At 61.8% G+C, this 21217-nt stretch carries 19 protein-coding genes and 2 pseudogenes; 10 read left to right on the forward strand and 11 right to left on the reverse strand.

Annotation, left to right across the window (positions count from 1 at the left end; all coding sequences use genetic code 11):
- The first annotated feature begins 36 nt into the window (after nt 1–36).
- Nucleotides 37–1401, forward strand: a complete 1365-nt coding sequence (locus tag E2H86_RS03920; protein WP_133324915.1) for a formimidoylglutamate deiminase — start codon at nt 37–39, stop codon at nt 1399–1401.
- Between the two features lie 72 nt (nt 1402–1473).
- Here the strand turns inward: E2H86_RS03920 and E2H86_RS03925 are convergent, their stop codons facing one another.
- Both E2H86_RS03925 and bamE read right to left on the reverse strand, forming a co-directional pair.
- Entirely contained in the window at nt 1474–2046 is a 573-nt protein-coding gene (locus tag E2H86_RS03925) for a lipocalin family protein (protein ID WP_133324917.1), read from the reverse strand.
- Nucleotides 2043–2297, reverse strand: a complete 255-nt coding sequence (gene bamE, locus E2H86_RS03930) for an outer membrane protein assembly factor BamE domain-containing protein (RefSeq protein ID WP_079230016.1) — start codon at nt 2295–2297, stop codon at nt 2043–2045. Before bamE ends, E2H86_RS03925 begins: the two co-directional genes overlap by 4 nt.
- A gap of 224 nt (nt 2298–2521) precedes the next feature.
- Here bamE and E2H86_RS26730 point away from each other — a divergent pair.
- Nucleotides 2522–3559 (forward strand): annotated as a pseudogene (locus E2H86_RS26730) (HAMP domain-containing protein); the annotation flags it as partial.
- Between the two features lie 129 nt (nt 3560–3688).
- Entirely contained in the window at nt 3689–4414 is a 726-nt protein-coding gene (locus tag E2H86_RS26735) for a methyl-accepting chemotaxis protein (RefSeq protein WP_409977265.1), read from the forward strand.
- 33 nt (nt 4415–4447) lie between these two features.
- On the opposite strand, the gene E2H86_RS03940 is transcribed toward E2H86_RS26735, so the two are convergent.
- The 3 genes from E2H86_RS03940 to E2H86_RS03950 all read right to left on the reverse strand — a co-directional run bounded on the left by E2H86_RS03940 (nt 4448) and on the right by E2H86_RS03950 (nt 8675).
- On the reverse strand, nt 4448–5044 hold the full coding sequence (locus tag E2H86_RS03940) for a DUF924 family protein (RefSeq protein ID WP_133324921.1): 597 nt from the start codon (nt 5042–5044) through the stop codon (nt 4448–4450).
- A 3-nt stretch (nt 5045–5047) separates the two neighbouring features.
- Entirely contained in the window at nt 5048–6058 is a 1011-nt protein-coding gene (locus E2H86_RS03945) for a class 1 fructose-bisphosphatase (protein WP_133324923.1), read from the reverse strand.
- Nucleotides 6059–6224: 166 nt separating this feature from the next.
- A complete protein-coding gene (locus tag E2H86_RS03950; RefSeq protein WP_133324925.1) occupies nt 6225–8675 on the reverse strand; it encodes a glycogen/starch/alpha-glucan phosphorylase in 2451 nt (816 codons plus the stop codon).
- Nucleotides 8676–8818: 143 nt separating this feature from the next.
- Between E2H86_RS03950 and E2H86_RS03955 the strand changes: the two genes are divergently transcribed.
- Nucleotides 8819–9280: a YkgJ family cysteine cluster protein gene (locus E2H86_RS03955; RefSeq protein ID WP_133324927.1), complete on the forward strand. Its 462-nt coding sequence runs from the start codon at nt 8819–8821 to the stop codon at nt 9278–9280.
- Between the two features lie 501 nt (nt 9281–9781).
- Nucleotides 9782–9853: pseudogene (locus E2H86_RS26740) on the forward strand (DUF3077 domain-containing protein); the annotation flags it as partial.
- A gap of 71 nt (nt 9854–9924) precedes the next feature.
- On the opposite strand, the gene typA reads toward E2H86_RS26740, so the two are convergent.
- Nucleotides 9925–11745 carry a translational GTPase TypA gene (gene typA / locus E2H86_RS03965; protein WP_133324929.1) on the reverse strand — a complete coding sequence of 607 codons (1821 nt, stop codon included), beginning with the start codon at nt 11743–11745 and terminating at the stop codon, nt 9925–9927.
- Nucleotides 11746–11873: 128 nt separating this feature from the next.
- Nucleotides 11874–13328: a tRNA uracil 4-sulfurtransferase ThiI gene (thiI, locus tag E2H86_RS03970; protein ID WP_133324931.1), complete on the reverse strand. Its 1455-nt coding sequence runs from the start codon at nt 13326–13328 to the stop codon at nt 11874–11876.
- Nucleotides 13329–13753: 425 nt separating this feature from the next.
- Between thiI and glnA the strand changes: the two genes are divergently transcribed.
- The 4 genes from glnA to ntrC all read left to right on the forward strand — a co-directional run bounded on the left by glnA (nt 13754) and on the right by ntrC (nt 18582).
- Complete coding sequence (glnA, locus tag E2H86_RS03975; protein WP_038411143.1) at nt 13754–15160, forward strand: glutamate--ammonia ligase; 1407 nt, start codon at nt 13754–13756, stop codon at nt 15158–15160.
- Nucleotides 15161–15307: 147 nt separating this feature from the next.
- Nucleotides 15308–15802: a cupin domain-containing protein gene (locus E2H86_RS03980; protein ID WP_133324933.1), complete on the forward strand. Its 495-nt coding sequence runs from the start codon at nt 15308–15310 to the stop codon at nt 15800–15802.
- A gap of 261 nt (nt 15803–16063) precedes the next feature.
- A complete protein-coding gene (gene glnL / locus E2H86_RS03985; RefSeq protein WP_133324935.1) occupies nt 16064–17149 on the forward strand; it encodes a nitrogen regulation protein NR(II) in 1086 nt (361 codons plus the stop codon).
- The gene (gene ntrC, locus E2H86_RS03990; protein WP_133324937.1) at nt 17146–18582 is read left to right on the forward strand and encodes a nitrogen regulation protein NR(I); all 1437 of its coding nucleotides are present in this window, start codon (nt 17146–17148) and stop codon (nt 18580–18582) included. Before glnL ends, ntrC begins: the two co-directional genes overlap by 4 nt.
- Nucleotides 18583–18881: 299 nt before the next feature.
- Here ntrC and E2H86_RS03995 read toward each other — a convergent pair whose 3' ends face one another.
- Complete coding sequence (locus E2H86_RS03995) at nt 18882–19319, reverse strand: hypothetical protein (RefSeq protein WP_133324939.1); 438 nt, start codon at nt 19317–19319, stop codon at nt 18882–18884.
- On the opposite strand from E2H86_RS03995, the gene trmL reads away from it, so the two are divergent.
- On the forward strand, nt 19318–19779 hold the full coding sequence (gene trmL / locus E2H86_RS04000) for a tRNA (uridine(34)/cytosine(34)/5-carboxymethylaminomethyluridine(34)-2'-O)-methyltransferase TrmL (RefSeq protein WP_133324941.1): 462 nt from the start codon (nt 19318–19320) through the stop codon (nt 19777–19779). The genes E2H86_RS03995 and trmL overlap by 2 nt on opposite strands.
- Before the next feature lie 79 nt (nt 19780–19858).
- Here trmL and secB read toward each other — a convergent pair whose 3' ends face one another.
- From secB to E2H86_RS04015, 3 genes are read right to left on the reverse strand one after another with little or no spacing between them, the layout of a single operon-like run.
- Nucleotides 19859–20347: a protein-export chaperone SecB gene (gene secB / locus E2H86_RS04005; protein ID WP_133324943.1), complete on the reverse strand. Its 489-nt coding sequence runs from the start codon at nt 20345–20347 to the stop codon at nt 19859–19861.
- Nucleotides 20348–20384: 37 nt separating this feature from the next.
- The gene (gene grxC / locus E2H86_RS04010; protein ID WP_003249204.1) at nt 20385–20639 is read right to left on the reverse strand and encodes a glutaredoxin 3; all 255 of its coding nucleotides are present in this window, start codon (nt 20637–20639) and stop codon (nt 20385–20387) included.
- Nucleotide 20640: 1 nt separating this feature from the next.
- Nucleotides 20641–21054 (reverse strand): rhodanese-like domain-containing protein, encoded by a 414-nt coding sequence (locus E2H86_RS04015; protein WP_133324945.1) that lies wholly within the window; start codon nt 21052–21054, stop codon nt 20641–20643.
- Nucleotides 21055–21217 lie beyond the last annotated feature (163 nt).

The raw sequence follows: 21217 nt of genomic DNA on the forward strand, positions 1-21217 counted from the left end.
ATGTATATACAAGCTAAACACCAACAGGATAGCCCGATGCCCGCCTACTTTGCCGAACGCGCCCTCCTGCCCAGCGGTTGGGCTCACGATGTCCGTCTGGAGGTAGCCGACAATGGCTATCTGACAGACGTGCGAGCCAATGCCAGCGCTGATGGCGCCGAGCGGTTGAGCGGACCGCTGCTGCCGGGCATGCCTAACCTGCATTCCCACGCCTTCCAACGTGCCATGGCAGGTCTGGCCGAGGTGGCGGGCAACCCCAACGACAGTTTCTGGACCTGGCGTGAGCTGATGTACCGGATGGTCGGCAAAGTCTCGCCGGAACAACTGCAGATCATCGCCCGCCAGCTCTATATCGAGATGCTCAAGGCCGGCTATACCTCGGTGGCCGAATTCCACTACGTCCATCATGATCCGACTGGAAAGGCCTATGCCGACCCAGCCGAGCTGTCCCGACGCATCAGTGCCGCCGCCGCTAGCAGCGGCATCGGCCTGACCTTGCTGCCGGTTCTGTACAGCCATGCAGGCTTTGGTGGCCAGGCTCCCAATGACGGCCAGCGCCGCTTCATCAACACCACCGAACAGTATTTGAGCCTGCAGGCGCAGCTCGCCCCTCTCCTGGCTGCAGAACCCGCGCAACAGCTGGGCCTGTGCTTCCACTCCCTGCGTGCGGTCACCCCAGAGCAGATCGACCAGGTGCTGGCAGCAGTCAACCCGCACAGCCCTGTTCATATCCACATAGCCGAGCAACAAAAAGAAGTCGATGACTGCCTGGCCTGGAGCGGTCTGCGCCCGCTGCAGTGGTTATACGAACACGTCAGCGTCGATCCGCGCTGGTGTCTGGTGCATGCCACCCACGCCAACCCCGCTGAAGTGACGGCCATGGCCCGCAGTGGCGCCGTCGCCGGCCTGTGCCTGACCACCGAGGCCAATCTGGGTGACGGTATCTTCCCGGCGGTGGACTACCTGGCTCAAGGTGGGCGATTTGGCATCGGTTCGGACAGCCATGTCTCGCTGAGCGTAGTGGAAGAGTTGCGCTGGCTGGAATACGGCCAGCGCCTGCGAGACCAGCGCCGCAACCGGCTGTATGGCGAGCACCAGCCCATGGTAGGACGCACGTTGTATGACGCAGCGCTGGGCGGTGGAGCCCAGGCGTTGGGCCAACCCGTCGGTAGCCTGGCAGCGGGCAAGCGAGCTGACTGGCTCGTGCTGGACGGGCAGGACCCGTACATCGCAACCGCCGATGGCGACGGCATTCTGAACCGTTGGCTGTTCGCCGGGGGTGATCGCCAGGTGCGGGACGTAATGGTCAATGGACAGTGGGTCGTGCGCCAGGGGCACCATGCCCAGGAAGCGGAGAGCGCGCGGGCGTTCGCTGACGTATTGCGGCAACTGCTGGGATGATACGTTGAAATCGGCGGCCCTCTCGACAGCCAGCCTCCTGCGTCACGCCGGAGGCTGGCGATAAGGCTGATATCAATGCATCTGCACGATCTGCTTGTCGGGGGTGCGCCAGATCAGCCGGCTAGTGTCGTAGCCCTGCTGTCGGGCCTTGGACATCAGGCTCTCGCGCTCCCACGCCGGCATCGTCGGCGTGCGCGACAACAGCCACAGGTACTTGCGATCCGGGCTACCGACCACCGCCGTGCGGTAGTGCTCGTCGACGTAGAGGATCCAGTACTCGCCCTTGGCCACGCCCGGTACCAGGCGGGTGAACCAGTTGTCGAACTCGACCCATAACCTGTCGGTGTGCCCCGGCTCCTGGATGTTGGCATGGCCTTCGGCGCGCAACCACTCATCGCCCAGGGTGCGACAGCGATTGAGTACGCCGTAGGAACCATCCGGTTTGAGGTTGTAGTGCGCCTCGGACTGCGCGCAATCGGCCTGGTACTTCATTGGCAGGCGGGCCAGCTCGTACCATTTGCCCTGGTAACGCTTGAGGTCGACGTCACCGGCGGTCTTTGGCGCCAGCGGGTCGTTGGCGGAGGTCGCGCAGCCGCCCAGCAGCATCGCCAGGCACAACCCCAGCAACAGGTGCAGACGGGTCATTTGAGGCCCTGCCCGGAGTACATCAACACCTTGTCCGCGGCATATTGCACGCTGATGAAGCTCTTCTCGTCACCCCAGGTACAGCTGCTCATGCCCAGTGCGCCGGAGCATTCGGTAGGCGTGCCGAGCAGCTGCTCGACCTCGGCCTTGTTCATACCGGCCTTGAGCTTGGAATAGTTTTCCTGGTTGATCTTGCTGCAGGCAGTCAGGACGACGCACAAGGACAACAAGGCGAGAGAACGCAACGACATGAAGGGACACTCCTGGACAATAGCTACAGGCAAGTGGCCTGCAGTGACCTTCGACGAAAAAAACGGTCCCTGGTTCCCTACCCTCCCCCCTTTCGTTGTCAGCCGTTGGTCGGCTGGTACTGCGCAAACGATAAAGCTTTGCCCGGTTGGTGACGACACAGCGTGTACGCTGTGGCCCGTCGCCATGGCAACCCTCTAAGAAGTGCCTTGCGCAGACCAAGAAAATGACCAAGAACCTGAAGTTCAGCCACAAGATCCTGTTGGCCGCCGCCCTCGTGGTGGCCGTCGCCTTTAGCTGTTTCGTGCTGTTCAACGACTATCGTCAGCGTCAGTCGTTGCGCGATGACGTCCAGACCAACCTGCAAGACCTCGGCAGCCTCACCGCCGGCAACATCCGCAACTGGCTCGACAGCCGCATCCAGTTGGTCAATTCGCTGGCCGAGCAGGTCGCCGTGGACGGCCCTGGCAAGGCCAGCCTGGATCGCAGCCTGGCGTTGCCGGTGTACAGCCGCAATTTCCAGCTCACCTATTTCGGCGGCCAGGACGGCAGCATGCAGTCGGTGCCGGTGGGCAACCGCGCCGCCGACTACGACCCACGGGTGCGCGGCTGGTACAAGGCTGCCAGCGCCAGCAACCAGACCATCGTCACCGAACCCTATATTTCGGCATCGGCCGGCAAGCTGGTGATCACCCTGGCCACGCCGGTCCAGCAAGCGGGCCGGTTGATCGGCGTCAGCGGCGCCGACACCGACCTGCAGACCATCAGCAACCTGATCAACGCCTTGGACTTCGACGGCCACGGCCACGCCTTCATCGTCAACGGCGAAGGCAAGATCCTCATCCACCCCAAGGGCGAGTTGGCGCTCAAAGGCCTCGCCGATGCCTACCCGCAAGGCGCACCACGCATCGCCGGCGGGCTGCAGGAGGTCGCTGAAGGCGATCGTGAGCAGTTCATCAGTTTCACCCATGTGGACGGCGTGCCATCGGCAGACTGGTACGTAGCGCTGGTCCTGGACAAGGACGCCGCATTCGCCATGCTCGGCGAGCTGCGCACTTCGGCCATCGTCGCGACGCTGATCGCCGTGGTCGCGATCATCGCCTTGCTCGGCCTGCTGATTCGCGTGCTGATGGCCCCGCTGCACGTGATGGGCCGCGCCATGCACGATATCGCCGAGGGCGAAGGCGATCTCACCCGGCGCCTGACCATCCATGCCCAAGATGAATTCGGCAGTCTCGGCCAGTCGTTCAACCGCTTCGTCGAGCGCATCCACGAGTCGATCCGTGAAGTCGCCTCAGCCACCGGCCAGGTCAATGCCGTGGCCGCGCAGGTAGTGAGTGCGTCCAATGCCTCGATCGACAACGCCGACCAGCAGTCCAGCCGGACCAGCAGCGTGGCGGCGGCGATCAATCAGCTGGGTGCCGCCGCCCAGGAAATCGCCCAGAACGCGGCGCTGGCCTCGCAGCATTCCAGCGAGGCCCGTGGTCTGGCCGAAGATGGTCAGCAGGTGGTCGGTAATACCATCGAGGTGATGAACCAATTGTCGGCGCGCATCAGCGACGCCTGCGGCAATATCGAAACCCTCAATGCGCACACCGCCAATATCGGCCAGATCCTCGACGTGATCAGCGGCATCTCGCAGCAGACCAACCTGCTGGCGCTCAATGCCGCGATCGAGGCGGCGCGTGCCGGCGAAGCCGGACGCGGCTTCGCGGTGGTGGCGGACGAGGTGCGTAACCTGGCCCACCGCACCCAGGAATCGGCGCAGCAGGTGCAAAGTCTGATCGAAGAGCTGCAGGCCGGCGCGCAGACGGCGGTCAGTACCATGAACCAGAGCCGTCAGCACAGTGATCACAGCGTCGGCATCGCCAACCAGGCCGGACAACGCCTCGGCAGCGTCACTCAACGCATCGGCGAGATCGACGGCATGAACCAGTCGGTGGCGACGGCGACCGAGGAACAGACGGCCGTGGTCGAGTCGATCAATGTCGACATCAACGAGATCAATACCTTGAACCAGGAAGGTGTACTGAACCTGCAGAGCACCTTGCGTGCCTGCACCGACCTGGAGCGCCAGGCCGAGCGGTTGCAGCATCTGGTGGGCAGTTTCCGAATCTGAAACCACTGGGGCTGCTTTGCAGCCCCACTGGCACTAGAACCTGGATCCAGGCTCCAGGAGGAAATCCATCTCTTCGCTGGTGCTCGGGCGATTGAGCATCAGGTTGCGATGCGGGAAGCGCCCGAACCGGGCGATCACCCGCTGATGCTGCTCGGCGTAGTCGAGGAAGCCTTCGAACAAGCGCTTGTTGGCCTCGGGCTGCTCTTCGAGCAGCACCTGGTAACGCTCCACGCACAGGTTCTGCCAGTCGAGGACCTCGGCGTGCTCGAGCACCAGCAGCACGAACACCCGCTGGATCGGCAGCAGCTGGTAGTCCCAGGCCTTCTGCAACCCCTGCATGGCCACCACCTGGGCCCGCCGGTCGCCTTCGAAGGCGCGCGGGGTGTCGCGGTAGATCATGCGCGGCAACTGGTCCAACAGAATCAGCAGGCCCAGCCAGCCTTGCGGCGACTGTTGCCACTCGTCGAGCCCGCCCGCCAGGGCCTGTTCGACCAGCTCGCCAAACAGCGCCTGGGCCTCGGCATCGTGGTGCTTGCCGAACCATAGCGTGCTTTTCTCGTCAGCCACGGCCTGGGGACTGGTGCCCCAACCGAACCACCACTCCAGCAACGGCTGCCAAGGTGCGAGCATGACTTACTCCTTGTGGTAGGCGGTGACGCGCTCGACCTCTTCCTTCGAGCCGAGGATGACCGACACGCGCTGGTGCAGGCTGTCCGGCTGGATGTCGAGGATTCGCTCGTAACCGTTGGTGGATGCGCCGCCTGCCTGCTCGATGATGAACGACATCGGGTTGGCCTCGTACATCAGGCGCAGCTTGCCCGGCTTGCTCGGTTCACGGGCATCACGGGGATACATGAACAGGCCGCCACGGGTCAGGATGCGGTGCACGTCGGCCACCATCGAGGCGATCCAGCGCATGTTGTAGTTTTTCTTCAGCGGCCCGGTCTCACCGGCCAGCAGCTCGCCCACGTAGCGCTGTACCGGGGCTTCCCAGTGGCGCTGGTTGGACATGTTGATGGCGAACTCGGCGGTGGTTTCCGGAACGCGGATGTTCTCGTGGGTCAGGACGAAGCTGCCCAGCTCACGGTCCAGGGTGAAACCCTTGACGCCATTGCCCAGGGTCAGGATCAGCATGGTTTGTGGACCATAGATCGCATAACCGGCGGCGACCTGCTGGGTGCCTGGCTGGAGGAAGGCGTTTTCGTTGAGGGTTTCGTTCTGGCTCAGGTATTCGTTGGGGCAACGCAGGACCGAGAAGATGGTACCGACCGAGACGTTGACGTCGATGTTCGACGAACCATCCAGCGGGTCGAACACCAGCAGGTAGGCGCCTTTGGGGTATTTACCCGGAATCTGGTAGGCATTGTCCATTTCCTCGGAGGCCATGCCGGCCAGGTGGCCGCCCCACTCGTTGGCTTCGAGCAGAATGTCGTTGGAAATGACGTCGAGCTTCTTCTGGACTTCGCCCTGCACGTTTTCAGTGCCCATGCTGCCCAATACGCCGCCCAGGGCGCCCTTGGACACGTGGTGGCTGATTTCCTTGCACGCACGCGCCACCACTTCGATCAGGAAGCGCAGATCGGCAGGGGTATTGTTGCTGCGGGTCTGCTCAATCAGATAGCGACTCAGGGTAACGCGGGACATGTATGGCTCCGAAGGATAGGGGGAGAAAACCCCCGCAGTTTACAGGGAGAGTTGCAGGCTAGCGAGCAAAGAGACTCGAGTTCCTGCCGTGAGTTCAGCAGGTACCCGGTCAGCGGTCGGTTGGGGCTGCCTTGCCGGCGATGGGGCCATGGGTTGGCCCCGCCGCTCAATCCAGGGCTTTCCAGATCTCCCCGGCATACTCGCGAATGGTCCGGTCCGAAGAGAACCAGCCCATCCGTGCGGTGTTCAGCACTGCCATGCGCCACCACTCCTGAGGCCTGTGCCAGAGCTCCTCGACCCGGCACTGGGCGTCCCAGTAGGCCTCGAAGTCGGCGCATACCAAGAAGCGGTCGTAGGCCACCAGTCCATCCACCAGCCCGGTGTAGCGCGCAGGATCATCCGGCGAGAACACCCCACTGCGGATCGCCTGCAGCACGTCGTTCAGGCGACTGGAGGCAGCGATGGCGGCACTGGCACCGAAGTCGCCCGCGCGCCGGCGCGCTTCCACCTGCTGCGCAGTGAGACCGAAGATGAACATGTTCTCGGCACCGACGTGCTCGCACATTTCCACGTTGGCACCGTCGAGGGTGCCGATGGTCAGCGCGCCGTTGAGGCCGAACTTCATGTTGCTGGTCCCCGAAGCCTCGTAGCCTGCCGTGGAGATCTGCTCGGACAGATCGGCCGCCGGAATGATGCTTTCGGCCAGACTGACGTTGTAATTGGGCAGGAACACCACCTTCAGCAGCCCACGCAGGGTCGGGTCGTTGTTGACTACCCGGGCGATGTCGTTGGCCAGCTTGATGATGAGCTTGGCCTGGTGATAACTGGCCGCAGCCTTGCCGGCGAAGATCTTCACCCGAGGCACCCAGTTGGCGCCGGGATCGTTACGCATGGCCTGATACAGGGCCACGGTGTGCAACAGGTTGAGCAACTGACGCTTGTACTCGTGGATGCGTTTGACCTGCACGTCGAACAGCGCTTCCGGATTGACCGTGACGCCCAGGCGGTCCTGGATGATGCTGGCCAGTGCGCGCTTGCTGTGCAGACGTTGAGCGGCGAACTGCTTGCGGAAAGCCGCCTTGTCGGCGTATGGCACCAGGTTGACCAGCAACCGTTCGGGATCGTCCTTGAGTTCAGGCCCAAGCGCTTCGACGAGCATCTCGGTCAATTGCGCATTGGACTGGTACAGCCAGCGGCGGAAAGTGATGCCGTTGGTCTTGTTGTTGATCCGCGTCGGGTAGAGCTTGTGCAACTCGGCGAACACCGTGCTCTTCATCAACTTGCTGTGCAGCGCCGAGACCCCATTGACGCTGTGCGACCCCAGAAACGCCAGGTTGCCCATGCGTACCCGGCGACCGTTGTCTTCCTCGATCAGCGACACCGCGCGCAGCACGTCGAAGTCGTGCATGCCTTTCGCCCGCAAGGCGTCGATGTGGTAGGCGTTGATCAGGTAGATGATCTGCATGTGCCGCGGCAACATGCGTTCCATCAGTGCAACCGGCCAGGTTTCCAGGGCCTCGGGCAGCAAGGTGTGGTTGGTGTAGGCCAAGGTGCCGACGGTCAGCTCCCAGGCGGTATCCCAGGGAATTTCGTGCTGGTCGACCAGCAGGCGCATCAGTTCGGCCACGGCGATCGACGGGTGGGTGTCGTTCAATTGGATGGCCGCTGCATCCGGCAGGTTGAGCAGATTGTCGTGCATGTTCAGGTGCCGCCGCAGCAAGTCCTGCAGCGAAGCCGAAACGAAGAAATACTCCTGGCGCAGACGCAACTCCTGGCCGGCCTCGGTACTGTCGGCTGGGTACAACACCCGTGAGATGCTCTCGGCGCGCGCCACCTCGGCCACCGCGCCCAGGTGGTCGCCGGCATTGAAGCGCTCAAGGTGGAGCTCTTCCAGGGCTCGCGCCCGCCATAGGCGCAGGGTGTTGACGCTTGAGCCACGCCAGCCCACCACCGGCGTGTCATAGGCCACTGCCCGCACCGTCTCGCCCGGCCACCACACCTGACGTTGCTGGCCGTGGGTATCGTGGACGGTCTCGACACTGCCACCGAAGCTGATCGGGTAAATCACCTCGGCCCGCTCGAACTCCCAGGGGTTGCCGAAGTCCAGCCAGTTCTCGGTCTGCTCCTGCTGCCAGCCATCGACCAGGGCCTGGCGGAACAGGCCATGCTCGTAGCGGATACCGTAGCCATGGGCAGCGATGCCCAGGGTCGACATGCTTTCCATGAAGCACGCAGCCAGCCGCCCCAACCCGCCATTGCCCAGCGCCGCGTCGGGTTCGAGCAGGCGGATGCGTTCGAGGTCGACGTCCAGGCCGTCGAGGGCCTCGCGGGCGATGTCCAGCAGGCCGAGATTGCTCAGGCTGTCGTAGAGCAGACGGCCAATGAGAAACTCCAGGGAAAGGTAATACACGCGCTTCTGGCTACGCCGGTAAGCCTGTCGGGTGTGATCCATCCAGTGATCGACCATGTGATCGCGCGCAGCCAGGGCAATGGCCTCGAACCAGTCATGGTCGAAGGCATGCTCGGGGTCCTTGCCGACCGCGTAGGTCAGCTTGTCCAGTACAGCGGCGCGAAAATCGGCCACCTCGGCGTCACGTGCTTTAGGTTCCTGAGACATGCGGCATCCTCGGGCAAGTTGACGAATTCGGAGGGAGACTGTTCAGCCTAGACGCTTCGACCGAGGGCGACAGCCTGGGTTCGCGGTTTTCATGTGCCTTTTCTTTGGGTCGAAGGGCAATCGGTCAAAAGGTTGTTCACAAAATGAACAACTCCGGTATGATCGCGCGCCCCAAGACCGTGATTCACCCCAAGATAACGATGAAAACGACCCTGATTGCCGCCGCCGAAGTCGACCGCCTGGAAACCTGGCAGCGCTATGCCAGCCACATGTGCCACGGCTGCCACTCGACCTGTTGCACCCTGCCGGTGGAGGTGAAGATCAAGGATCTGATCCGCATTGGCGTGGTGGATGAGTTCGAGAAAGACGAACCGCCGAAGAACATCGCCAAGCGCCTGCAGAAGGACGGCATCATCGAGCGCTTCAACCAGAAGTCGGGGATCTTCACCCTGACCCGGATGAGCAACGACGATTGCCTGTACCTGGATCGCAAGAGCCGGCTGTGCACCATCTACGACAAGCGTCCGGATACCTGCCGCAACCACCCCAAGGTCGGGCCGCGACCGGGGTATTGTGCTTACAAACCGAAGGTGGTTGGCCGTTGACGGTCCCACCCAGACCCAATAGACTTTCACCTGTCTCGATGTACACGGAGCTTCCGTCAGGAAGTGTCTAGACGCCGCCACTTGGTTCCGGCCGTGCCGGTTGATGGGATTTTTCCCTAAGGGCATCCGCGATACGACCCCCTTCATTGGGGGTTTCGTATTTTTACGGACTACTATCGCCTTACAGGCCGTCGAATCGGCTCATTTCTCAGTTTTTTCAGCATCAGCAACCAGCCTTTGATTTTCTCGTGCCGCTTCAGCGCCGTAGGCCGACTCGAAGGATGGCTAGGGTCACACCGCGCCCTTGACGGCATTGCCGTGGAGCGTAGCGGCAACCTGCATTGATATCCGTTGCTTAGCGGGGCTCCCACAGGATCGCCCAGTAACCAAGGCTAATGCGGTATCTGTGGGAGCGGGCTTGTCCCGCGAATGGGGCGACGCGGTGGATGGCACCGGCTTCGCCGGTGTTCGCGGGACAAGCCCGCTCCCACAGATACCCGCTGGGCCGCGTACTACCTCAGCGCCCTGGCAAAGGCCTTAATGGACGACGCCGAGCTGGGCATGACAGGCTGAGCATTCCCGCAGACAAACAAAAACGCCCCCGGCCTTTCGACCGGGGGCGTTTTCATTCAGCCTGAGCTAACTCAGTTCTTGGCTTTCTTGGCAGCGCGGGTACGCTCGCCTTCGTCCAGGATCTTCTTGCGCAGACGGATCGACTTCGGCGTGACTTCGCACAGCTCGTCGTCCTGGATGAATTCCAGGGCCTGTTCCAGGGTGTGACGAACTGGCGGTACCAGGGCGATGACTTCGTCCTTGCCCGAAGCACGCATGTTGTCGAGCTTCTTGCCTTTGGTCGGGTTCACGCCCAGGTCGTTGTCACGGCTGTTCAGACCGATGATCTGACCGTTGTAGATCTCCTGGCCGTGTTCAACGAACAGCTTGCCACGCGCCTGCAGGGTTTCCAGCGAGTAGGTCAGTGCCTTGCCGGTCTCGACCGAAACCAGTACGCCGTTGAGGCGGCCGGACATCTGGCCCGACTTCATGGTGTCGTAGCGATCGAAGATCGAGGTCAGGATGCCTGCACCGTTGGTCAGGGTCAGGAATTGGTTACGGAAACCGATCAGACCACGGGCTGGGATGTTGTATTCCAGGCGAACACGGCCCTTGCCATCCGGCACCATGTTGGTCAGGTCGCCTTTACGCAGGCCCATCTCTTCCATGACCTTGCCTTGGGATTCTTCAGGGATGTCGATGGTGACGTTCTCGAACGGCTCCTGCTTGACGCCGTCGACTTCGCGGATGATCACTTCAGGACGGCCCACGGCCATCTCGAAGCCTTCGCGACGCATGGTTTCGATCAGCACCGACAGGTGCAGCTCACCACGGCCCGATACCTTGAACTTGTCAGGGGAGTCGGTTTCCTGAACACGCAGAGCAACGTTGTACAGCAGCTCCTTGTCCAGGCGGTCCTTGATGTTACGGCTGGTGACGAACTTGCCTTCTTTACCGCAGAACGGCGAATCGTTGACCTGGAAGGTCATGGAAACGGTCGGCTCGTCAACGGTCAGCGGCTTCATCGCTTCCACCGCATCCGGGGCGCACAGGGTGTCGGAAATGAACAGCTCGTCGAAACCGCTGATGCAGACGATGTCGCCAGCTTGGGCTTCTTCGACGTCGACACGGTGCAGGCCGTGGTGGCCCATCAGCTTGAGGATACGACCGTTACGCTTCTTGCCGTTGGTGTCGATGGCGACGACCGGGGTGTTCGGCTTGACGCGACCACGGGCGATACGGCCAACGCCGATAACACCGAGGAAGCTGTTGTAGTCCAGTGCGGAGATCTGCATCTGGAACGGACCGTCACGGTCAACGCTCGGTGCCGGTACGTTGTCGACGATCGACTGGTACAGCGCGGTCATGTCTTCGCCCATGTCAGTGTGGTCCAGACCGGCGATGCCGTTCAGGGCCGAGGCGTAGACGACTTTGAAGTCCAGCTGTTCATCGGTGGCGCCGAGGTTGTCGAACAGATCGAAGATCTGGTCCAGAACCCAGTCAGGACGCGCGCCCGGGCGGTCGACCTTGTTGATCACGACGATCGGCTTGAGGCCGGCTTCGAAGGCCTTCTTGGTCACGAAGCGGGTTTGCGGCATCGGGCCGTCTTGAGCGTCGACCAGCAGCAGCACGGAGTCGACCATCGACATTACACGCTCGACCTCGCCACCGAAGTCGGCGTGGCCGGGGGTGTCGACGATGTTGATGTGGTAGCCGTTCCAGTTGATGGCGGTGTTCTTCGCCAGAATGGTAATGCCGCGCTCTTTTTCCTGGTCGTTGGAGTCCATCACGCGCTCGTCGTTGAGCTCGTTACGCTCCAGGGTGCCGGACTGGCGCAGGAGTTTGTCGACCAGGGTGGTTTTACCATGGTCAACGTGGGCGATGATGGCGATGTTACGCAGATTTTCGATCACAACTGTATCTCGATCAGAGGATTCGGTTGCCACCTAGTCTAGGCGGCCAATATGTACTGTTTAAGGCTCAGCGGGCCCGGCGGTCGGGAGGGCGATGGCGAATACTGCCGCCATACAACCCCGGCGTCTTATGTCGGACGATAAACACGCACATTGGCATGTCCCTCACTGAGCAGGTGGTGTGCGTGCAAACGGCTCATCACACCCTTGTCGCAATACAGCAGGTACTGGCGATTGGCATCCAGGTGCTTGAACTTGCTGTTGATCGCGTAGAACGGCATGGCCTGGACTTCGATGCCCTCGAGCACCAGGGGTTCGTCCTCCTGGGCATCGGGATGGCGGATGTCGATGACGATCTGGCCGGGCAGGGCCTCCCCCACTTCCTCGATCTCGATGTCCTTGCCCAGTTCGTCGATCACATGGTCGATGGAGATCAGCTTGGCGCGCTCCAGGGCGCGCTCCAGCACCTGCATGTCGAACTGCTTCTCTTCGTGCTCCATGCGATGGCGCTTGGCGTGGGTGGTCGGATTCACCGAGATCACCCCACAGTATTCGGGCATATGCTTGGCGAAATCGGCGGTGCCGATCGCGTAGGCCTGGTCGATGATGTCCTGCTTGTGGCTGGCCAGCAGCGGGCGCAGGACCAGCTTGTCGGTAGCCGAATCGATGATCGACAAGTTCGGCAGGGTCTGGCTGGACACCTGGGAAATCGCCTCGCCGGTGACCAGCGCGTCGATCTCCAGGCGGTCGGCCATGCGTGCAGCGGCGCGCAGCATCATGCGCTTGAGGGTCACGCCCATGTAGCTGTTGTCGACCTTGCCCAGGATCTCGCCGACCACTTCCTCGAACGGCACGCTGATGAACAGCACGCGCTGGCTGCTGCCGAACTTCTTCCACAGGTAGTGGGCCACTTCCATCACGCCCAACTCGTGGGCACGGCCACCGAGGTTGAAGAAGCAGAAGTGGGTCATGAGGCCACGGCGCATCATCTGGTAGGCCGCCACGGTGGAGTCGAAGCCACCGGACATCAATACCAGGGTCTGCTCCAGGGCGCCCAGCGGGTAGCCACCGATGCCCTGGTGCTGGTTGTGGATCACGTACAGGCGCTGGTCGCGAATCTCGATACGCACCATGACTTCCGGCGCTTTCAGGTCGATGCCGGCGGCACCGCACTGCTGGCGCAACTGGCTGCCGACATAGCGGTCGACGTCCATCGAGGTGAAATCGTGGTGACCGCCACGCTTGCAGCGCACGGCGAAGCGCTTGCCGGCCAGCAGGTGACCGAAGTGCTGCTTGCACTTGGCGACGATGTCGTCGAAGTCGCCCAGCGGGTATTCCTCGACCTGCAGGAAGTGGGTGATACCTGGGGTGCAGGTGAGCCGCTCGATCATCTCGCGCTGGACCTTCTCGTCCTCGACGCGGGTGACCACTTCGAGGTTGTCCCAGACACCATCGACCGCGAGCTCGGGATCGAGATCCTTGAGCACGACGCGGATGTTCTTGCCGAGCTGACGGATGAAGCGCTTGCGCACCGGCCGGCTCTTGATGGTGATTTCTGGGAAGACTTTGACGATAAGTTTCATTGGGTTAACAGCGCGCGCAGGGCCTGCCGAAAATGAGGGGCGCGAATTATAGCGGAAATTGCTCAGGTTTTGACCAACTTTTGGTCAGGGCGTTTGAGACGGGGGCCAAGGGCGGGTTTGTCGTGGCCGGTGAGATCGAGCGCCGCCCGCGCGGCGCTCGATCTCGGGCGCACCACAAAAACCACGACTCGCACACATTTGGTGCGCGCCAACCAATAAACGCATTCAAAAGGTGCACTTTTTCACGCCGGACCCTGCCCAAATGCCCGCAAACGCCCCCTTTTATCCCGCCCTCGCCATTTTCGGGCACTGGCATGCAATTTGCTCCCTTGTGAGGCAGGTAAGCTTGGCCGACTATCCGCGCCCGGCAACACCCTTTTTCCAGGGCAGCGGCTCACCGCGCTCTCGTTCATCCGGAGGACAACATGTCGAAGTCGGTTCAACTCATCAAAGATCATGACGTCAAGTGGATTGATCTGCGTTTCACGGACACCAAAGGCAAGCAGCACCACGTCACCATGCCGGCTCGCGACGCGCTGGAAGACGACTTCTTCGAAGCAGGCAAGATGTTCGACGGCTCGTCGATCGAAGGCTGGAAAGGCATCGAAGCCTCCGACATGATCCTGCTGCCGGATGATTCCTCCGCCGTGCTGGACCCGTTCACCGAAGAGCCGACCCTGATCCTGGTCTGCGACGTGATCGAGCCGTCCACCATGCAAGGCTACGACCGCGACCCACGCGCCATCGCCAAGCGTGCCGAAGAGTTCCTGAAGTCCACCGGTATCGGTGACACCGTCTTCGTAGGCCCGGAGCCAGAGTTCTTCATCTTCGACCAGGTCAAGTTCAAGTCGGACATCTCCGGCTCGATGTTCAAGATCTACTCCGAGCAAGGCTCCTGGATGACCGACCAGGACGTCGAAGGCGGCAACAAGGGCCACCGCCCTGCCGTCAAAGGCGGCTACTTCCCGGTTCCGCCGTGCGACCACGACCACGAAATCCGTACCGCCATGTGCAACGCCATGGAAGAGATGGGCCTGGTCGTCGAAGTTCACCACCACGAAGTGGCGACTGCCGGCCAGAACGAGATCGGCGTGAAGTTCAACACCCTGGTCACCAAGGCTGACGAAGTCCAGACCCTGAAGTACTGCGTGCACAACGTAGCCGATGCCTACGGCAAGACCGCTACCTTCATGCCGAAGCCACTGTACGGCGACAACGGCTCGGGCATGCACGTCCACATGTCGATCTCCAAAGACGGCAAGAACACCTTCTCGGGTGAAGGCTATGCCGGCCTGTCCGATACCGCCCTGTACTTCATCGGCGGCATCATCAAGCACGGTAAGGCCCTGAACGGCTTCACCAACCCGGCCACCAACTCCTACAAGCGTCTGGTACCTGGCTTCGAAGCTCCGGTCATGCTGGCCTACTCGGCCCGTAACCGTTCGGCCTCGATCCGTATCCCTTACGTTTCCAGCCCGAAAGCCCGCCGCATCGAAGCGCGCTTCCCGGACCCGGCTGCCAACCCGTACCTGTGCTTCGCCGCACTGCTGATGGCCGGCCTGGACGGTATCCAGAACAAGATCCACCCAGGCGATGCCGCCGACAAGAACCTGTACGACCTGCCGCCTGAAGAGGCCAAGGAAATCCCACAGGTTTGCGGTAGCCTGAAAGAAGCCCTGGAAGAGCTGGACAAGGGCCGTGCCTTCCTGACCAAGGGCGGCGTGTTCTCCGACGACTTCATCGATGCCTACATCGAGCTGAAGTCGGAAGAAGAAATCAAGGTCCGCACCTTCGTTCACCCGCTGGAATACGACCTGTACTACAGCGTGTAAGTGAAATAGATCGGGCTTAACCGCTCGCTCAAGGAAAAGGCCTCCCTCGGGAGGCCTTTTTCGTTCAGCAAAGTCAGCTCCAGCCGGCATTCGGTGACAGACAAACCACGCAGGGTAAGCGCTCATCTTCAAGGAGCCCCCTGCATCATGCGTCCCCCCCTCCTCGCCGTCCTTGCCATCACCACTCTCCTGGCCGGTTGCGGCAAAGCACCTGACAAATCCGACCAGGTAAATGCCGAGCTTCTGCTAAGCACCACCGCCAGCTGGGATGGCACGCCCTATCAGCACTACCCCGAAGGCAAGCCCATGCTGTCCCTGATGAAAGTGAGCGTACCGGCCAACACCAGCCTGGACTGGCACTGCCACCCGTCCTTCAGCCTCGGCTACCTGCTGGCCGGAAAACTCGAGGTCGAAACCACAACAGGTAAACGGATAACGCTATCAGCCGGCGACAGCCTGGCTGAGGTCGTCGACGAGGTCCACCGGGGGCATACAGCGGCTGAACCCGCCACGATCATCATGTTCCACGCGGGCATCGAACACCTCCCGCTCTCCGTTCCCCAGGCCCACTGCGAGCGAGCGACGATGCCCGGCGACGTGCCGATGGACATCGGTGCGGGCCACCAGCCAACCAGGCCATAACGGTCGACCCGCCTATGCTCTATATTGGTGCACACAAAAGGCCGATGCCTTCCAGTGCACCCCAAAAAGGGTCATAAGGATCGTCGCTTCAGAAAATTCTGATCCGTATTTGCGCAGTTGCAGGCCTTTATCGGCAATTTCCGCTTCTTTTCGGAGCCTTGGTTTGTTTCTTGCATTTTCCAGGTATCAGCGGATCCACTGCGCGCCCGGCCCTGCCCCATGCATTGCCAGGCGGGCGCCAAAAGAGGTCAACGACGCCTTATGACCATCAGCGATGCACAGCACCGTCTGCTCCTGGACAACCTGACCACCGCCACGCTACTGCTCAATGGCGAACTGCGCCTTGAGTACATGAATCCCGCTGCAGAGATGCTTCTGGCCGTCAGCGGCCAGCGCAGTCACGGGCAGTTCATCAGCGAGTTGTTCACCGAATCCACCGAGGCGCTGAACTCGCTGCGCCAGGCGGTGGAGCAAGCGCACCCGTTCACCAAGCGCGAAGCGCAACTGACTTCGCTGACCGGGCAGACGATCACCGTCGACTATGCCGTGACCCCAATCCTGCACCTGGGCAACACCCTGTTGCTGCTGGAGGTACACCCCCGTGACCGGCTGCTGCGCATCACCAAGGAAGAAGCCCAGCTGAGCAAGCAGGAAACCACCAAAATGCTAGTGCGTGGCCTGGCCCACGAAATCAAGAACCCGCTCGGCGGCATCCGCGGTGCGGCCCAACTGCTCGCCCGAGAGTTGCCCGACGACGGCTTGCGCGACTACACCAATGTGATCATCGAAGAGGCCGACCGCCTGCGCAACCTGGTCGACCGCATGCTCGGCTCGAACAAGCTGCCATCACTGGCGATGACCAACATCCATGAAGTGCTGGAGCGCGTCTGCAGCCTGGTCGAAGCCGAAAGCCAAGGTTGCATCACTTTGGTGCGCGACTATGACCCCAGCCTGCCGGACGTGTTGATCGACCGCGAACAGATGATCCAGGCGGTGCTGAACATCGTGCGCAACGCCATGCAGGCCATCAGTTCGCAGAACGAACTGCGCCTGGGCCGCATCACCCTGCGCAGCCGCGCGGTTCGCCAGTTCACCATCGGCCATGTGCGCCACCGCCTGGTGGCCCGTGTCGAGATCATCGACAACGGCCCAGGCATTCCTGCGGAACTGCAGGACACCCTCTTCTATCCCATGGTCAGCGGGCGCCCGGACGGCACCGGGCTCGGCCTGGCCATTACCCAGAACATCATCAGCCAGCACCAGGGCCTGATCGAGTGTGAAAGCCACGCAGGGCACACCGCCTTCTCGATCTTCCTGCCTCTGGAACAAGGAGCCACCGCCTCATGAGCCGAAGTGAAACCGTATGGATCGTCGATGATGATCGCTCCATCCGCTGGGTACTGGAAAAAGCCCTGCAACAGGAGGGCATGACCACCCAGAGCTTCGACAGCGCCGACGGCGTGATGGGCCGACTGGCCCGGCAACAGCCCGACGTGATCATTTCCGACATTCGCATGCCCGGCGCCAGCGGCCTCGACCTGCTGGCCCAGATCCGCGAGCAGCATCCACGCCTGCCGGTCATCATCATGACCGCGCATTCTGACCTGGACAGCGCCGTAGCCTCCTATCAGGGCGGCGCGTTCGAGTACCTGCCCAAGCCGTTCGACGTGGACGAAGCGGTGTCGCTGGTCAAGCGTGCCAACCAGCACGCCCAGGAACAGCAAGGCCTGGATGTGCCGCAGAATCTCACGCGCACGCCGGAAATCATCGGCGAAGCACCGGCAATGCAGGAGGTGTTTCGCGCCATCGGTCGCCTCAGCCACTCCAACATCACCGTGTTGATCAACGGCGAATCCGGTACCGGCAAGGAGCTGGTGGCGCACGCCCTGCACCGCCACAGCCCGCGCTCGGCATCGCCGTTCATCGCCCTGAACATGGCGGCCATTCCGAAGGACCTGATGGAGTCGGAGCTGTTCGGCCACGAGAAAGGCGCGTTCACCGGCGCAGCCAACCTGCGCCGCGGTCGCTTCGAACAGGCCGATGGCGGAACGCTGTTCCTCGACGAGATCGGCGACATGCCGGCCGATACCCAGACCCGACTGCTGCGCGTGCTGGCCGATGGCGAATTCTATCGCGTCGGTGGCCATATCCCAGTCAAGGTCGACGTGCGCATCATCGCCGCCACTCACCAGAACCTCGAATCGCTGGTACAGGCCGGCAAGTTCCGGGAAGACTTGTTCCACCGCCTGAACGTCATCCGGATCCACATCCCACGCCTGGCCGATCGTCGCGAGGACATTCCGGCGCTGGCCCGGCACTTCCTCGGCCGTGCGGCACAGGAACTGGCAGTCGAGCCAAAGTTGTTGAAGCCGGAAACTGAAGAATTCATCCGCAACCTGCCCTGGCCTGGAAACGTGCGCCAGCTGGAAAACACCTGCCGCTGGATCACGGTGATGGCCTCCAGTCGTGAAGTGCTGGTCGGCGATCTACCTCCTGAGTTGCTCAACCTGCCACAGGATGCTGCACCGGTCACCAATTGGGAACAAGCCTTGCGTCAGTGGGCCGACCAGGCCCTGGCCCGGGGCCAATCGAACCTGCTCGACAGCGCGGTGCCCAGCTTCGAACGGATCATGATCGAGACCGCCCTCAAGCACACTGCTGGACGTCGGCGCGACGCGGCGTTGCTGCTGGGCTGGGGGCGCAATACCCTGACCCGCAAGATCAAGGAGTTGGGGATGAACGTCGATGGTGGGGATGATGACGAGGGTGACGATCACTGACCATCGTTCGAACCGTCGAGACCCTGGGGCCGCTTTGCGGCCTCAGTCATTTCTGCCTTCCGGTGCACCGATGTTGTGCTCAACGCACCCTGCGAAGGCATAAATCCCCTCAAAACCCGGCCAAAATACCCCGAAACGCCTTATTTGCGGGGTTTTCAAACTTGGCACGCCACCTGCAATAACCAATGTAACTCCAGTTTTGGGGGCCTCGGTACAGGCAGGCCGGGTGAACCCCCCTTTTATTCGCGGTATTGCTGTTTTGGGGACCTCGGTACAGGCAGGCCGGGAAATCCCCTCTTTTATTCGTGCAGCCTCACCTGCACACGCCAACGCCCAGCGTCCTCTGCACCGGCCCAATCGCCGTGCAGGGGACGCGCGGCAACCACCGTCAGCAACAACCCTTCCTTGCTCTTGCGCAGTTGCCATGCAACCGGCCTCCCCCCCAGGTCGAGCTGGCCGCGCTGCACCTTGCCCTCGGCCTCGAAGAGCAGTGCCACCGTTCCTTCCACGTTTTCGCCGTGCAGCTTGGGTTCTTCGTTGAACCACAGGTCCAGGCCATCCTGCACCACCGCTATTTGTTCCAGCACCCGTTCTTCTGGGGCCGTCAGACGACCGATCATCAGCCCCACCAGCATCCCGAAGATCGCCAGAGAAAACAGCACACGCGGCCAAGCCTTCGAACGCTCGTCCGGTTCGAGGGTAGAATGCTCGTCATCTTCACGCTTGGAGCCGTGCATGTTTCACGTCATCCTTTTTCAACCTGAAATTCCGCCGAACACCGGCAACATCATCCGCCTTTGCGCCAACAGCGGTTGCGACCTGCACCTGATCGAGCCGATCAGTTTCGAGCTGGACGACAAGCGCCTGCGCCGCGCCGGGCTGGACTATCACGAGTATGCCACGCTCAGGCGCCACGAAAGCTTGGCCGGATGCCTGGAAAGCCTGGGCAATCCGCGCCTGTTCGCCTTCACCACCAAGGGCTCGCATCCCTTCCACGAAACCGCCTACCAACCGGGGGATGCCTTCCTCTTCGGGCCAGAGAGCCGCGGCCTCCCCGCCGAGGTGCTGGACAGCCTGCCGGCGGAGCAACGCCTGCGCCTGCCGATGCGGCCCGGCTGCCGCAGCCTGAACCTGTCCAATACCGTGGCGGTGACGGTGTACGAGGCGTGGCGGCAGAACGGGTTTGCCGGGAGTTGATCCATCGTCTGCCCGCGAAGAGGCCGGCCCAGGCAACAAAAAAGCGCCCCGAAAGGCGCTTTTCTCATTGCCGTAGCAATCACTGCACGGTCGGTGCTTCGCCAGCTTCCTGCATGCGCTGCATTTCTTGCGCGTACAGGGCGTCGAAGTTGACCGGCGACAGCATCAGTGCCGGGAACGAACCACGGGTCACCAGGCTGTCCAGGGTTTCGCGGGCATAGGGGAACAGGATGTTCGGGCAGAACGCACCGAGGGTGTGGCTCATCGAAGCCGCGTCGAGGTTCTTGATCAGGAAGATACCCGCCTGCTGCACTTCGGCGATGAAGGCCACTTCGTCAGCATTCTTGACGGTAACCGACAGGGTCAGGACCACTTCGTGGAAATCACCTTCCAGGGCCTTTTGCTTGGTGTTCAGGTCCAGCGCGACGCTCGGCTCCCACTGCTGGCGGAAGATCTGCGGGCTCTTCGGCGCCTCGAACGACAGGTCACGCACGTAGATGCGCTGCATGGAGAACTGTGGGCTGTTGTCTTCTTCGGTAGCAGCGCCGTTGGTCTGTTGGTCAGTCATGGCAGATCCTTATCCTAATGTTGTTCAATGCAGAAAATCAGGCCGCCAGCAGCGCGTCGAGCTTACCGGCACGCTCCAGGGCATAGAGGTCATCGCATCCACCGACATGCGTACTGCCGATCCAGATCTGCGGCACCGACGTACGACCGGCCTTCTGGCTCATCTCGGCACGCACCTGCGGTTTGCCGTCGACCTTGATTTCCTCGAACGCCACGCCCTTGCTCTCGAGCAGGTATTTGGCGCGCATGCAGTAGGGGCAATAGTCGCTGGAGTAGACGATGACTGGCTTCATATCACTTCACCAAAGGCAGGTTGTCGGCTTTCCAGCTGGACACACCACCGCTGAGCTTGGCAGCGGTGTAACCAGCCTTTAGCAGCTCGCGGCAGAGCGTGCCGGACTGCTGGCCCATCGCGTCGACGACGATCAGGGTCTTCTCTTTGTGCTTTTCCAGCTCGGCCATGCGGTTGACCAGCTTGTCCTGGGGGATGTTCAGCGCACCGACGATGTGGCCGGCGGAGTATTCCTTGGCCGGGCGGATATCGATGACCACGGCCTTGTCGGCGTTGACCAGTGCGGTGAGCTGGCCATTGCTCAGGCTCTGGCCGCCACGGCGGACTTCATTGACGAGCAGCAGGATCAGCAGAACAACGAAAATCGCGACCAGGATGTAGTGATCTGTCGCGAATTGAATCAGGTGAGCAACCATCAGCGGTGTTCCAGGCGATTGAAAATGCCGGCCAGTATACACAGCACCCCAGTACCACCAAAGCCCGACGGGCGGGCGGCAACGGTACCTTCATGTTGCCAGGTCGCCCGCGCTGGTCGGACGAGCGGACGAATATTCGCCGCTGATGGCGTATTTGCCCTAA

Origin of the sequence: Pseudomonas putida (assembly GCF_004357765.1) — a bacterium.
Classification (GTDB): domain Bacteria; phylum Pseudomonadota; class Gammaproteobacteria; order Pseudomonadales; family Pseudomonadaceae; genus Aquipseudomonas; species Aquipseudomonas putida_U.